Raw genomic sequence first — 15,111 nt, 5'->3', positions numbered from 1 at the left:
GGTTTCGCGAAGCGGACTAACCAAGCACAAACAAAAAAGGGAACGCCTGGGCGTTCCCTTTTTTTGCAGTGCCCGATGTCTCGCCCGTTATTGCGAGAGGTAAAGGGTCGAAATTTTCAGCGCGATATCGCGGAACGCAGCCTTGAGCGCATCGCCCGTCGATGAGTTGTAGAAGTGATTGGCGTCGGTGGCGCACGTTGAAAGCGTGTCGACCGCCGTTTGATTGTCCAATTGAAAACCGACCGTGTAAACTTCGATACCCTTCGCCTTCATACCTTTGCAAAGTGACACTGCCTGAGCACTCGAACAAACGCCGTTCGCTGCGTTAGGGCACTTCGTAAGAGATGACGAACCGTCGGGAATGCCTTGCGACGTGTATTGAGTGTTGTACTCACCATCTGTCATGAGCACAGCGATTTTTTTGAGCTTTTCGGTTCCATACGCGGCTGGCCGGCTTGTAGACGACCATAGGCTTCCCCAGTTCGGAGAAAGCAAATACCACGCCCACGCCGTGCCAAGATGGCCTGCCGTGCTGCCCGCTGTCGAAAGGTTGCTGATCTTTGTCAACAACGCCGACTTATCGCTGGTCAACGGCAACAATTCGGCTGCCGCAGGCACGTCGCAATTGACCTTGTTGTTAGTCTTTTTAACGTAATGTCCCATGAGGTATTTGCCTGCTCCGGGAGCTGTGTCGGTATAGGCCTCGCTTCCTGCACGCTCGACGACGCAGTCCGACAAATTGTAGGTCGTCCCGCTAATTTTCTGGGTGGTGTTGGTGCTGCTGCCAACTCCTCTGATATTCTTCAATATCGAACTCGGCGGACGAACGTCGTAAGCGAACGGCACGATCGCGATCTTCGACGTGTATTGGCTCTGATCCTGCCAAACGACAATGTTCACAAGATCGCTTGCGGCTGCCTTCATATCCGTCAGCTTTTGACCGGCCATAGAGCCCGTGATGTCCAGCATCAAGCTGACTTCGAGACTCTGCTCGCCATTGCCGCCCACAGCCAACACAGCTTTCGAATAGTCCGATCCGTCCGCGCGAAGTAGGGGCAAAGTCGACGACTCGGTTCCACCCAACCCAAATGCCAAGTGCATGAATGGTGTCGAGATCCGCGCATTGCCCGTCGTCGACATCGCCGTGCCGTTGTCGGACACGAAGAAATTGATATTGTCGGACAGTGGAACCACCTTGATGCGGCTTTTGACACCCTGCTGATAATACGTCTCCGCGACCTGAACAGCAGCCGCCTGATCGCCCCCATTTGATTGCAAAGCCCGCGCTCCGGCGAGCACGGCTGCGTCCGTCGCGGCAATCGTCTGCGAACGTGCGTTGACGAAACGCGCGTAATCGACAGCCAAGCCGATCATTGCAAAAAGAACGAAAATCGTAAGTCCGAAGATGATCGCGACGCTTCCGCGCTCATCGGAACCGAGTGCGGCCCACCGCTTCCTGCTTGCCAAGACCGCCCAGACGCTGCGCCCCGAGTTCAGTGCACTACGCCATACCAACGCGCACTTCATTATCCGCCTCCACGGAAATATACTTGGGCGTCACATTGCGGGCGGATAGATTTATAGGAAATTAATGCGCTAATTTTTAATTATTTATGAGATTAACACGAAATTACTTAAGAAGTTTAAATAAAAAACCAATTGTATTTAGAAATACAAGACTTCATTTACCAGAAAATCTTGGTGGGTCCGTCACCCCCGGGGCGCGCGGCGCGGAAAAGACATAAAGACTTGTTTATATGTTATTGCGCGGCGAGGGTGAGTTCGCTATAGCAACCCGGGAAAGTCCAAGACGGCATGCAACCCGGTACGGGAGCATGGAACGCGCGCTGTCTGCGCCGACGCGGTGCAGGTCACGGTGCATCTATGAGGAACTGAGCCGCATGAGCACGAAATTTTCCGATTACATCGTCAAGGATCTCGGCCTCGCCGAGTGGGGGCGCAAGGAAATCGCCATCGCCGAGACCGAGATGCCGGGCCTCATGGCGACCCGTGAGGAATATGGCGCTGCAAAGCCGCTGAAGGGCGCGCGCATTGCCGGATCGTTGCATATGACGATCCAGACAGCCGTGCTGATCGAGACCCTTGCCGCCCTCGGCGCCGACATCCGCTGGGTGTCCTGCAACATCTATTCGACCCAGGACCACGCCGCCGCAGCCATCGCAGCAGCCGGCATCCCCGTCTTTGCCATCAAGGGCGAGACGTTGAAGGATTACTGGGACTACACCGCAAAACTGTTCGATTGGCACGGCGGCGGCCATCCGAACATGATCCTCGATGATGGTGGCGACGCCACGATGTACGTCCACCTCGGTCTGCGCGCCGAGAACGGCGACACCGCGTTTCTCGACAAGCCCGGCTCCGAGGAAGAGGAAGTCTTCTTCGCACTGCTCAAGAAGCAGTTGAAGGAAAAGCCCAAGGGTTACTTCGCCGAGATCGCAAAAAGCATCAAGGGCGTGTCGGAAGAAACGACCACCGGCGTGCATCGTCTCTACGACATGCAGAAGGCAGGCAAATTGCTGTGGCCCGCGATCAACGTCAACGACTCGGTCACCAAGTCGAAGTTCGACAACCTCTACGGCTGCCGTGAAAGCCTCGTCGACGGTATCCGCCGTGGCACGGACGTCATGATGGCCGGCAAGGTCGCGATGGTTGCTGGCTTCGGCGACGTCGGCAAAGGTTCGGCGGCTTCGCTGCGCAACGCCGGTTGTCGCGTGATGGTCTCAGAAGTCGATCCGATCTGCGCGCTTCAGGCCTCGATGGAAGGCTACGAAGTCGTGACGATGGAAGACGCCGCCCCGCGCGCGGACATCTTCGTCACCGCCACCGGCAACAAGGACATCATCACGGTCGAGCACATGCGTGCCATGAAGGACCGGGCGATCGTCTGCAACATCGGCCACTTCGATAACGAAATTCAGGTCGCCGGTCTCAAGAACCTCAAGTGGACCAACATCAAGCCACAGGTCGACGAGATCGAGTTCCCGACCGGCCGTCGCATCATCCTGTTGTCGGAAGGCCGCCTTGTGAACCTTGGCAACGCCATGGGTCACCCCTCGTTCGTCATGTCGGCGTCGTTCACGAACCAGACGCTGGCGCAGATCGAGCTATTCACGAACGAAGGCAAGTATAAGAAGGAAGTCTATACGTTGCCGAAGCACCTCGACGAGAAGGTCGCGATGCTGCATCTCGCCAAGATTGGCGCCAACCTGACGAAGCTTCGCCCGGATCAGGCAGCTTACATCGGGGTCAAGCCGGAAGGCCCGTTCAAGCCCGACCATTATCGGTACTGAGATCGTTTCAGACCGACAAAAAGACGAGAAACGCGGCGCCAGGGAAACACTCTGGCGCCGTTTCAATTTGTGCACGCTCCCGCGGTGGCGGCCGTTCCCCTAGAGCCCCATACTGAAAGTGATTCGCGTCGCGAGACTCGGATTGCATAGGCGCGTCTGCACCTGACGGATCGCCAGCTTTTATGCGCAATGGAATATGATGCCGACGACTCCACCATCCGGCCGACGATTGAGAACCAAGCTCCAGCTCGCGCTGCTGCTGGCGGCGGCGATGGGTTTGGTTGCCACCCTGTTGACCGTACTCGTGGGCGCTCGCAGCGCCACTGTAGCGTCGTTTGATTTTCGCCAACTCGCTGTTGGCGGCCTTGTCGCCGGCGCGGTGTTCATCGCCGCCCTCATCGTCTGGCACATGGCGAGCGTGGCGCGGAAAGAGGCACGAAAGGCCAAAACCGAAAGCCAGCACCTCCGCCGCAACCTTGCTGCTGCCGACGCCATCATTCGCGCCGAGCCCCAGGTCTTGATCTTCTGGGAGCAGGGACAGGCCGTCCGCATCGTCTCGCACACGCTCACCGGCATCCCCGGCCTTCCTGATCAGCACGCCGAGATCCTGCGTTTTGGCCAATGGCTGGAAGCACCATCCGCCGACACGCTCAAGGCCGCGCTCGACAAGCTGTTCACCAACGGCCGGTCGTTCAACATCATCTTAAAGACGATCGCAGGCGGCACGCTCGAAGCCGAAGGCCGCGCCGCCGGCGGCCGCGCAGTGCTCCGCTTCAAAGACGTATCGACCTACAAAGCCCAGATCGCCCGCATCGACGAACAGCACGACGCGCTGGCGCGCGACATCCGCTCAAGCCGCGCTCTGCTCGAAACGCTGCCGATGCCGGTTTGGCTTCGCGATACGGCAGGCCGTCTGGTGTGGGTCAACTCTGCCTACGTCAAGGCCGTCGAAGCCGATAGCGAGCTTGAAGTTCTCGAACGTCAGATCGAGTTGCTCGAAACGCGCCAACGCCGCCAGATCGCAAAGACTGTTGCATCCGGCGACAGCTATAAGTCCCGCGTGCACTTGATCGCGGGCGGCCAGCGCAAGCCGCACGATATCGTCATCCTGCCGGTCGATGGCATGACCGCTGGCGCCGCCGTCGACGTAACCGACATCGAAACCGCGCAAGGTGAACTCGACCGCCAGGTTGCCGCCTACGATCGCACTCTCGACCGCGTCGAGACGGCGGTCGCAATCTTCGACCGCGATCAGAAGCTCGTCTTCCACAATACGGCTTTCGCAAATCTTTGGTCGCTCGACCCGGACTGGCTGGCCACCCGCCCGACCGATAGCGACATTCTCGATCGCCTGCGCGAAATCGGCGCTCTGCCGCCCGTCGTCAGCCACCGCGATTGGAAAGTGCAGGTGCTTGCTACCTCGCGCACCGGCACGCCGCTCGAAGATGTCTGGCACCTGACCGACGGCCGCATTGTGAAGGTCATCGCCGAACAGCGCGCAGACGGCGGAGTGACCTACCTTTTCTCCGACGAAACCGACCGCATCGCACTCGAAAGCCGATATAACGCCTTCATCGACGTCCAGCGCGAAACGCTTGATGCGTTGAAAGAAGGCGTCGCTGTGTTCGGCACCGACGGACGCCTGAAGCTCTTCAATCGCGCGTTCTGCGACATCTGGCAGATCCCGCCGCGCAAACTGAATGAATTGCCGCACATCGGCGAGATCATCGCCGCCGTCCAATCGCTCTTTCCCGATGCCGGCACGTGGCTGCGTATCGGGCGCGCCGTCACCGCCTTCCAGGACGAGCGCGAGACGTTCTCAGGCCAGATGGATCGCACCGATCACTTCGTCATTGACTACGCGCTCATGCCTCTGCCGGATGGCGCCACGCTTCTGACATTCGCCGACGTCACCGATGCCAAGCGCGCCGAACGTGCTCTCGTCGAACGCAACGAAGCGCTCATCGCCGCCGACCGCCTCAAAACGAATTTCATCGGTCACATCTCGTATGAGCTAAGAACTCCGCTCAACACGATCATCGGCTTCTCAGATATGCTCGCGAGCCCGATCTTCGGCGCCCTCAACGCCAAGCAGCGCGAATACCTCGCCGACATCATGTCGTCGTCAAAAACGCTGCTCGCGATCATCGACGACATTCTCGACCTGACCACGATCGAAGCGGGCGGCTTGGAACTGAAGCTCGCGCCGGCCGGCGTCCGCGCCATCATCGACGCAGCGATCCTCGGCATTCGCGAACGCGCCGTCCGCTCTCGCCTCACCATTGACATTGCGGTCGCCGACGACGTCACCGAAATCATGGTGGACGAAGCCCGCATGCGTCAGGTCCTCTACAATCTTCTGTCAAACGCCGTCGGCTTCTCGAAAGTCAACGGCACGGTCCGCCTCGCCTGCTGGCGTGAAAACGGCATGATCAATTTCCGCGTCGAGGATGACGGCATCGGCATCCCGAAGGACCAGATCGGCCGGGTCTTCCAGCGCTTCGAAAGCCGCAGCCGCGGTTCCGAGCACCGGGGCGCCGGTCTCGGCCTTTCAATCGCCAAAAGCCTCGTAGAACTTCACGGCGGCACCATCGAAATCACATCGGAAGAAGGCCGTGGTACGCGCGTCATGGTTCGCATCCCGGAAGAACCGATCGCTCAGACGACGGACGGCGCCGCAGGCGGCTCCGGCGGCAGCACGGAGAGACTGGCGGGCGGCACGCGCGCAGCGTAAAAAGCGGGCGCCATGACACATACGGTCTTTTCATTTCCCGATCTCACCGAAGGCGACGTTTCGCGCTTAGCGCAGGAAATCGCATTTCTCGTCCAACCCGGCGACACGCTGGCCCTTGAAGGCGATTTGGGGGCCGGAAAATCGACATTCGCGCGCGCCTTCATCCGCGCTGTAGCAGGTGACGCCGAACTCGAAATCCCGAGCCCGACATTTACGCTCGTGCAGTCCTACGAGACGCCGCGCTTCGAGATCGCGCATTTCGACCTCTATCGCCTGTCTGATCCGAGCGAAATCGACGAGCTTGGCCTCGACGCGGCACTCGCCCGCGGCATTGCCATCGTCGAATGGCCCTCGCGCGGTGACGGCCGCATCGCCGCAGACCGGCTGACGATCCGCTTCGATGAGACGACGGCTTTCGACCGCCGCGACGTGCGCCTCGAAGCCGCCGTCGATCTCACCGCCCGGCTCGAACGCTTTACTGCAATCCGCAAATTCCTCGATCGCAGCGGCTGGGGCGATGCCACAACGGCATTCAGCTATCTCCAAGGCGATGCCTCGCCCCGCCGCTACGCTCGCCTCGTGAAGGCTAACGGCTCGCGCGCCATCCTGATGGATGCCCCGCAAAAGCCTGACGGTCCCCCGATCCGCGATGGCAAATCCTACAGCGCCATCGCGCACCTTGCAGAAAACGTCAAAGCCTTCGTCGCCATCGACCGAACGCTTGAAGCCGCCGGTCTTTCGGTGCCGCACATTCTCGCGGAAGACTTATCCGCTGGTCTGCTGCTGATCGAAGATTTCGGCGACGCCGTATTTGGCGCCGAAGTCAAAAAAGGCCGCGATCAGGGTGCTCTCTGGCAGCGTGGCGTCGATGCGCTCATCGCCGTTCAAGCGACCGCGCCGCCTGAAAGGATCTCGCTCTCCGACGGGACCATGTTCGAGTTGCCTGTTGCCGATCGCGGCGTTCTCGAAATCGAAACTGAACTGCTTCTCGATTGGTATTGGCCCGCGCTCCGTGGAGGTCCCGCGCCCCAGGCCGCGCGCGACACCTTCACAGGACTCTGGCAAACCGTTTTCGATCGCGTTCTCAAGCAACCCAAAACGTGGCTGCTGCGCGATTTTCATTCTCCGAACCTGATCGCACTCGACAATCGCACGCCGCCCCGCGACGTCGGCATCATCGATTTCCAGGACGCCATGCTCGGGCCGGCGGCCTACGATCTCGTCTCGCTGCTCCAGGACGCGCGCCTCGACGTTCCGGAAGACCTGGAAAAGCGGATGTTCGCGCGTTACGTCGACGCCATTAGCGCCCGCGATCCCGCGTTCGACCCCGCCGAATTTGCATTCAGCTATGCTGCTCTCGGCGCCCAACGAAATACAAAAATTCTTGGTATCTTTGCCCGTCTCGCAGCGCGGGACGGAAAACGGCAATATTTGGCCCATGTGCCACGCATCTGGGGGTATCTCGAACGAGATCTGCAGCATGAGGTGCTCGCGCCGCTGAGGGCATGGTATGACGACAACCTGCCTCGCAGCCTGCGCGCAGAAGCCTTGAATATTTAACCCGAATTCCGGAGACGCATTCGATATGACGTCCGCCAAGCGCCCAACTAGCGCATTCGTCCTGGCTGCCGGCAAAGGCGAGCGCATGCGCCCCCTGACCGCCACGATCCCAAAACCGCTCGTGCCGCTCGGCGGCAAACCCTTGATCGACCACGTGCTTGACCGCCTCGCCACCGCAGGGATCAAAAAAGCCGTCGTCAATGTCCATTACCTTGCCGACAAGATCGAACGGCACCTCGCCCACCGCGCCAAGCCGCAGATCATGATCGCCGACGAGCGCAAGCATTTGCTCGATACCGGCGGCGGCGCGCTTCACGCGCTGCCGAAGCTCGGAAATGATCCCTTCGTCATCCATAATTCCGATTCCGTCTGGATCGAGGGATTAGGCTCGAACCTCGATCGGCTGCTGGACGCCTGGGACGAGGGGACGATGGACAGCTTGATGCTCGTCGCCCCACTCGCAGTAAGCATCGGCTATGACGGCCGTGGCGATTTTCAGATGGACCCGATCGGCCGGCTCACGCGTCAGTCCGGCCCGAAGATGGCGCCGTTCGTTTTTGCAGGGGTCTCGATTGCGCACCCGCGGTTATTTGATGGTGCTCCCGAAGGCCCGTTCTCGCTGAACAAGCTTTGGAACCGAGCCATAGAACGAGAACGCCTCTTTGGCCTGCGCCTCGAAGGCATCTGGATGCATGTCGGCACGCCCGAGGCTTTGGCCCAAGCTGAAACCGCCCTTATGGAACCGCTGACGACGAGTTCCGACTGATGGCGCCGAACGTCTTCACTCTGCCGCTCGGCGTGCCGTTTCTGGAAGCGCTCGCTCGTGCGATTTTGAAGGGAGATCTGCCGCGGCCGGGCGGCAACGCGCCTGACATTCTCTCTCTTCCGAAAATCACGCTGCTGCTGCCGACCCGACGTGCCGCACGCGCCGCTCGCGAAGCTTTCCTGTCCGTGGCCGGCACACGCGCGCTGATCATGCCGCGCATCCAGCCGATTTCCGAGGGCGACGACGACGTCTCACTGATTTCCAATCTGCTTGAACTCGGCCGGTCCGGCATCGACGCACTGGAGCAGACGCCCGCGATCAATCCGCTCAATCGTATGCTGGTCTTGATGCAGCTCGTCGGCCATTGGCGGCAGACGATGGCCGAAGCATCGACCGACAAGACGGCTCTTGGCTCGACGCCCGCACAAGCCGCCCAGCTCGCCACCGAACTCGCCAAGCTGATGGACGACATCGAGCGTGAGAACGTCTCGCTAGCTGGTATCCAAAGCCTTGTGCCGGAAAACTATGCCGAGCACTGGAAGAAAACCGTCGAATTTCTCAAGATCGTCACCGAGTTCTGGCCCGCGTATCTCGCGGCCAACGCCCTCGCCTCGCCCGAAGCGCGCCGCAACGCGCTGATCCTTGCCGAAACGGAACGCATTGCTCGTCTGAAGCCTGACGAGGTCGTGATCGTCGCCGGCGTTACCGGGTCTATTCCCGCGACGGTTTCCCTCATGCGTGCCGTCGCGACGCACGCGTCCGGCGCCGTTGTCCTGCCCGCTCTCGACACGTCGCTGGACGAAACCAGTTGGAATAGGATTACGCCGGAACATCCCGAGCATCCGCAGTTCGGCTTGAAAAAACTGCTCGACAATCTCAGCGTCTCACGCGCCGATGTGCACGAATTGCCGGGATTGGAAATCGACGCCGCCCGCCGCACACGCTCCGCATTTTTCAGCGAAGCGATGCGCCCTTCGGCGACAACCAACCTCTGGCATGATTTCGCAACGCACGCCAACCGCGCCGACCTCGCCAAGGGCCTCGCCGGCGTTTCGCTAGTCGAAGCGCCGTCGGCGCAAGACGAAGCCGAAACGATCGCGCTGATTCTGCGAGAAGCGATCGAAACGCCCGGCCGCAAAGCCGCCCTCGTCTCCCCGGATCGCCTGCTGGCGCGCCGCGTCGCTATCCGCCTCGAAGCCTGGGGTATTCGCGTCGACGATAGCGCCGGACGTCCCTTCGCCAAAACCGTTCCCGGCGCTTTCCTCGCTCTCGTCATCAATGCAGTCGTCAGCAGGTTCGCGCCGGCCGAAACGATGGCCCTTCTCCACCACCCGCTCTGTCGCATCGGCTTCAAGGCGTTCGACATCCGCCGCTTTGCCCGCGCGCTTGAAATCAGCGCCTTTCGCAGGCCGTATCTCGGCCGCGGCGTCGAAGGCATCATCGCCGCGCTCGACCATGCCGACCTGGATGAAGACCAGCGCAAGCACCGCGCCGCCGAACGGCTTTGGCCGGAAGACACCGAAGGCGCGCGAGCACTTGTCCTCAAAATGGCCGACGCATTCGGCTCCCTCAGCGAACTCTATGCCTCCGACGATCAACACACGCTTGCAGACCTCGCACGCGCGCACGCAGCGGCAGCAGAAGCACTTGCAGCATGGCCAGAAGACGAGCGCGGCGTGTCCGAGCAAAACCAGCTCTGGCAAGGCGAGGCCGGCGAGATGGCTTCGCGTTTCTTCGCCGATCTGCTGAATCCCGACACACCCAAGGTCGAAATCCGCGCCGCCGATTACGCCGATCTCTACGCGACGCTTCTATCGCGCGCGAACGTCCGCGAACGAACGGCCGTGCATCCGCGTATCTCGATCTGGGGCCCGTTCGAAGCCCGCTTACAGCAACCCGACGTCCTGATCGTCGGTTCGCTCAACGAAGGCACGTGGCCCGAAGCAGCCGAACCCGGCGCGTGGCTCAACCGGCCGATGCGCACCGAACTCGGTCTGCCGTCACCGGAAGAAGAAATCGGCCGTGCCGCGCACGATTTCATCTCGCTGCTTGGCGCCGAAACCGTCTATCTCACGCGCGCCGAAAAAGTCGATGGCGTGCCGACTGTCCCATCGCGCTGGCTGATGCGCGTGACGGCGCTACTGAAGGGCATGAATCTGCTTCCAGTTCTCGAAGCCAAAAAGCCCTGGCTCGGATGGGCGCGCGCGCGCGATCACATTGATCCGCAAAACCGCCGCACTATTCAGGCTCCGGAACCCAGGCCTCCATTCGAAATGCGTCCACGTAGAATGAGCGTGACGGAAGTGGAACGCTGGACGAGCAACCCTTATGCGATCTTTGCCCGCCGCATCCTTGCGGTTGAGCCATTACCGGAGCTTGGCGCCGAGCCGGACGCAAGTCTTCGCGGCGGCATCATTCATAAGGTCGTTGCGGATTTCACCAGGACATTCCCTGCTGCCCTCCCCGCCGATCCGCAGAGCGAACTCAAGCGCATCGCGACCAGCGTGCTCGAAAGTTTTACGGGCCATCCGCGGATCGCAGCATTCTGGTTGCCGCGTCTCGAACGCTTTCTTGAATGGTTTGCGATGACCGAAGCGGCTCGCCGCACCGGCGTCGATAGCGTCATCGCTGAAACCTCCGGCCGCCTGGTGCTTACGGGATTGGCCGAACCCTTCACGCTCTCAGCCCGCGCCGACCGCATAGACGATCTGGGAACAGCTATCGTCATAACGGACTACAAGACGGGGGCTGCGCCAAACGATACCGCAGTCAAATCCGGACGCTCGCCGCAGCTTCCGCTCGAAGCCGCCATCGCAGCGAGCGAAACGGGCTTTCCCAACCTGTCACGGCGTTCGGTTCAGGCTTTGCGCTATATTCGCGCTTCCGGCAGCGAGCCGCCTGGAGAGGAACGCATCGTCAAAACCGACGACGTTGCTGCCCTTGCCGCCGAAGCACGCACGGGCCTCGAGCAACTGATCACGACCTTCGATAATCCGCAAACGCCATATCGCGCCATCCGCCGCCCCGGTTATCGCTACGATTACGACGCCTACGCCCATCTCGCGCGCGTTGCCGAATGGTCCGCTCACGTCGAAGACGAGGCCTCGTCATGAACCTCGAAGTCAAAAAAATCTCCGTCGAAGACATTCAGCGCGAGACCGACGCCAACCAGAGCGCGGCATCGCATCCGCTGAATTCCGCCTGGGTGAACGCCAACGCAGGAACCGGCAAGACCCACGTTTTGACATTGCGCGTGCTGCGCCTGCTGCTCGCCGGAACGCGTCCCGAACGCATTCTGTGCCTCACCTTCACGAAGGCTGCCGCCGCCGAAATGTCGAAGCGCGTCTTCGACCGTCTCGCCGGCTGGGTGACCGCCGAAAACAAAGCGCTGCGCGAAGACCTGACTGACGTGACAGGCGAAACCGTTCCTGACAGCCTGATGGCGCACGCCCGCACGCTGTTTGCCCACGCCATCGAAACGCCAGGTGGCCTGAAGGTCCAGACCATCCACGCCTTCGCCGAACGGCTGCTACAGCGCTTTCCCCTCGAAGCGGGCGTTCCGCCGGATTTCAAAATCCTCGACGACGTCGCCGCTGGAGATCTCAAGGCCGACGCCATCGAAGCGACGCTGACGCTCGCGACCAGCAATCCGAATTCTCCGCTTGGCAAGGCGCTCGACGTTATCATTCGCTACGCCGCAGATTCGCAATTCGACCAGCTCATCTCGAAGGCGGTCGAAGAGCGCAAGTGGCTCGAAGCTACCGCGCATATCAGCCCTGGCGACGTCGTCGAAGAGCTGTCCTTGATGGACACGCTGCTTCGTCAACACCTTGGCATCCGCGCGGCCGTTGCTGTCGCCGATCTCCATCGCGAATGCGCAGACGTGCTTTCGCCAGACGACCTTCGCGAACTCACCGAACATCTGCTGAAGGGAAAAAAGACGGACACCGGCAATGGGGAGAAGCTCACTGCCGCGCTTGGTGAAAACAACCATCGCCGCCGCGCCGATATTCTCTCCGACTACTTCCTGATCGAAAAAGGTGAAGCTCTTCGCAAAAGCCTCATGACCAAGGCATTGAGCGATGAAAAGCCGGGGCTGCACGATCGCTGCCAACAAGCTCAGAAGAACTTTTTCGGCCTCACGCAAGAACTGCGTGCGCTGACGCTCGTCGAAGCATCCCTCGCGCTCTATTGCATCGCGGGCGACGTGCTCCGTCGCTATGCCGCCGCCCGAAGCGCCGCCGGCGCCCTCGATTTCGACGACCTCATACTGAAAACGCGCGACCTGCTGACCGGCGACAACGGCCAAGCGCAATGGGTGCTCTTCAAGCTCGACGGTGGCCTCGATCATATCCTCGTCGATGAAGCCCAGGATACGAGCCCGGAGCAATGGGAAATCGTTTCCGGACTGGCGCGCGAGTTCTTCTCCGATGCAGGTGCCGGCAGCGCGACGCGCACACTCTTTGCTGTCGGCGACGAGAAACAATCCATCTATTCGTTCCAAGGCGCTGCTCCCGAGAAATTCGCCGAGATGGGGCAACGCTTCGCCGATCTCGCGATGCAGGCCCAACGCACGTGGAAACGTGTGCCGCTTACCCTTTCGTTCCGCACCGTCAAACCGGTGCTCGACGCCGTCGATCAGGTCTTCAGCGACGCCAAACGAACACCGGGCTTGATGGCGAATGAGGGCGTCATCACGCACGTCGCAAACCGTGTCGGACACGCGGGCGTTGTCGAAATCTGGGACACGGAAAAATCGGACGACACCACCGGCGCCGATCCATGGCAGCCGCTTTCCGACGGCAAGGAGCAATCGCCCGCCAACCGCCTTGCCGATCGCATTTCTGACACGATCCAAGCTTGGCTCAAAAGCGGCGAACGGCTGCTCTCTGAGAACCGGCCCATCACACCCGGCGACATTCTTATCCTCGTGCGCAAACGCCATCCCTTCGCCGTGCCGATGGTCGCTGCTTTGAAGCGCCGTGGCATTGCTGTCGCCGGTTCCGACCGGATCAAGCTGATCGAACAGATCGCCGTGCAGGATCTCATGGTGCTCGGCGATTTCCTGACGCTGCCCGAGGACGATCTGGCGCTTGCAACCGTTCTCAAGAGTCCGCTTTTCGATTTCGACGATCACGACCTGCTCGACATCGCCTACGACCGCAAGCAGAAGACGCTCTGGAAAGCCCTGATCGACAAGGCAGCCGTCAAAAACCAATACGTCTTCGCGGCCGAAACGCTAAAGCGTTGGCGCGCCAAAGCCGACTTCACGCCGCCATTCGAATTCTACTCGGCCGTTCTCGAACGCGACGGCATGCGCGCGCGCATGCTGAACCGCCTCGGCCCCGAAGCCGCCGACATCATCGACGAATTTCTCGATCTCGCGCTGTCGTACGATGAAAGCAATCCGCCGTCGCTGACACAATTTCTATCGAAGCTGCGCGCCGCGAACCCCGAAGTGAAACGCGACATGGACCACGGCCGCGACGAGGTCCGCGTCATGACGGTGCATGGCGCCAAGGGACTTGAAGCCCCGATTGTGTTCCTGCCGGATACCTGCACGACCGCGTCAGGCGAAGACGCCACATCGCGGCTCGTGAAACTCGGCGACATTGCCAGACCGGATGGGGTTGCCGAACCCATCGTCTGGGCCGTTAAAGGCACGTCGAAAGTGCCCGCCGTCAGCAATGCCCGCGCTAAGAAAGAGGCGCTCGATACACAAGAGAGAAATCGGCTGCTCTACGTTGCAATGACGCGCGCACGAGACCGGCTCTATATCGCAGGCTTCGAAGGCAAGCGCGGCAAGGCGCCGGGATGCTGGTATGAGGTCGTCTCCGAAGCGCTCACGCCGGACATGACCGAAATCGTGCGTGACGACGGCCAGAAGATCTGGCGCAAGGAAACGCCACAGATCGCAGCGCCTGAAAAACCAAAACATGAAAAAGGTGTTGAGAGTGAAATTCTTGCTCGCCCCGATTTCGCCACCCAGCGCGCAGCGGCCGAGCCCAAACTCTCCGTGCCGCTCGCGCCATCGCGCCTGGAGCCTTACGCGCCTGACGCCGAAGGCGAACCTGCTGCACCGGCAAAGCGCGATGCCGCCGCGACGTACGACAGCCCATCGCCGCTCTCAGTCGGCGGCCCCAACCGGTTCCTGCGGGGCACCCTCACTCATGCGCTTTTGCAGCATCTGCCATCCGTTAATGAAGATCGTCGCGCAGAAATCGCAGAGACCTTCGTTGAATGGCGCGGCGCGGCTCTTCCAGCCAAGGTCCGCGCGAGCGTAGTCCGCGAAACGCTTGCCGTTCTGAACGATCCAGCCTTCGCTGCGATCTTCGGGCCGCAGAGCGTCGCTGAAGCGCCTCTCGCGGCCGTCATTCCACGTCCGGCAGGCACAGGCCCGGCGCTCGATTTGTCGGGCCAGATCGACCGCATCGCGATCACCGAGCAGGAAGTCTTGATCATCGATTACAAGACCAACCGGCCGCCGCCCGCCGAGGTCCATCTGGTTGCAGACGCTTATCTTTACCAGCTCGCGGCCTACCGCCTCGCCCTCCATGAAATCTATCCCGGCAAGACCGTCCGGGCGGCACTCCTCTGGACGGACGGCCCACGACTCATGGAAATTCCGGCAGACGTCCTCGATGCCTATACGGGCCGCCTTTGGGACCTGGACCTGGGCAGCCTTGACGCTGTTTGAGCTAATCCCTACTTGTGGTGTCGGTTTTTTGCATTGCCCGCGA

At 60.9% G+C, this 15,111-nt stretch carries 7 protein-coding genes; 6 read left to right on the top strand and 1 reads right to left on the bottom strand.

Annotated elements, in window-relative coordinates:
- Nucleotides 1-87: 87 nt before the first annotated feature.
- A complete protein-coding gene (locus tag HYPMC_RS02540; protein WP_013946205.1) occupies nucleotides 88-1,527 on the bottom strand; it encodes a pilus assembly protein in 1,440 nt (479 codons plus the stop codon).
- A 374-nt stretch (nucleotides 1,528-1,901) separates the two neighbouring features.
- Between HYPMC_RS02540 and ahcY the strand changes: the two genes are divergently transcribed.
- The 6 genes from ahcY (at nucleotide 1,902) to addA (ending at nucleotide 15,068) form a co-directional block, all read left to right on the top strand.
- Nucleotides 1,902-3,311 (top strand): adenosylhomocysteinase, encoded by a 1,410-nt coding sequence (gene ahcY / locus HYPMC_RS02535; RefSeq protein WP_013946203.1) that lies wholly within the window; start codon nucleotides 1,902-1,904, stop codon nucleotides 3,309-3,311.
- 229 nt (nucleotides 3,312-3,540) lie between these two features.
- Nucleotides 3,541-6,045 carry a PAS domain-containing sensor histidine kinase gene (locus HYPMC_RS02530; protein ID WP_244420963.1) on the top strand — a complete coding sequence of 835 codons (2,505 nt, stop codon included), beginning with the start codon at nucleotides 3,541-3,543 and terminating at the stop codon, nucleotides 6,043-6,045.
- A 12-nt stretch (nucleotides 6,046-6,057) separates the two neighbouring features.
- Nucleotides 6,058-7,605 carry a bifunctional tRNA (adenosine(37)-N6)-threonylcarbamoyltransferase complex ATPase subunit type 1 TsaE/phosphotransferase gene (locus tag HYPMC_RS02525; protein WP_013946201.1) on the top strand — a complete coding sequence of 516 codons (1,548 nt, stop codon included), beginning with the start codon at nucleotides 6,058-6,060 and terminating at the stop codon, nucleotides 7,603-7,605.
- A 25-nt stretch (nucleotides 7,606-7,630) separates the two neighbouring features.
- On the top strand, nucleotides 7,631-8,371 hold the full coding sequence (locus tag HYPMC_RS02520; protein ID WP_013946200.1) for a nucleotidyltransferase family protein: 741 nt from the start codon (nucleotides 7,631-7,633) through the stop codon (nucleotides 8,369-8,371).
- On the top strand, nucleotides 8,371-11,484 hold the full coding sequence (addB, locus tag HYPMC_RS02515) for a double-strand break repair protein AddB (RefSeq protein WP_013946199.1): 3,114 nt from the start codon (nucleotides 8,371-8,373) through the stop codon (nucleotides 11,482-11,484). Before HYPMC_RS02520 ends, addB begins: the two co-directional genes overlap by 1 nt.
- Nucleotides 11,481-15,068, top strand: coding sequence for a double-strand break repair helicase AddA (gene addA / locus HYPMC_RS02510; RefSeq protein ID WP_013946198.1), 3,588 nt, complete (start codon nucleotides 11,481-11,483; stop codon nucleotides 15,066-15,068). The genes addB and addA overlap by 4 nt, the downstream gene beginning before the upstream one ends.
- Nucleotides 15,069-15,111 lie beyond the last annotated feature (43 nt).

It is taken from the genome of Hyphomicrobium sp. MC1 (assembly GCF_000253295.1).
Taxonomy (GTDB): domain Bacteria; phylum Pseudomonadota; class Alphaproteobacteria; order Rhizobiales; family Hyphomicrobiaceae; genus Hyphomicrobium_B.
Note: the sequence above shows the minus strand (reverse complement) of the source record. Positions and strands in the feature narration are given on the sequence as shown.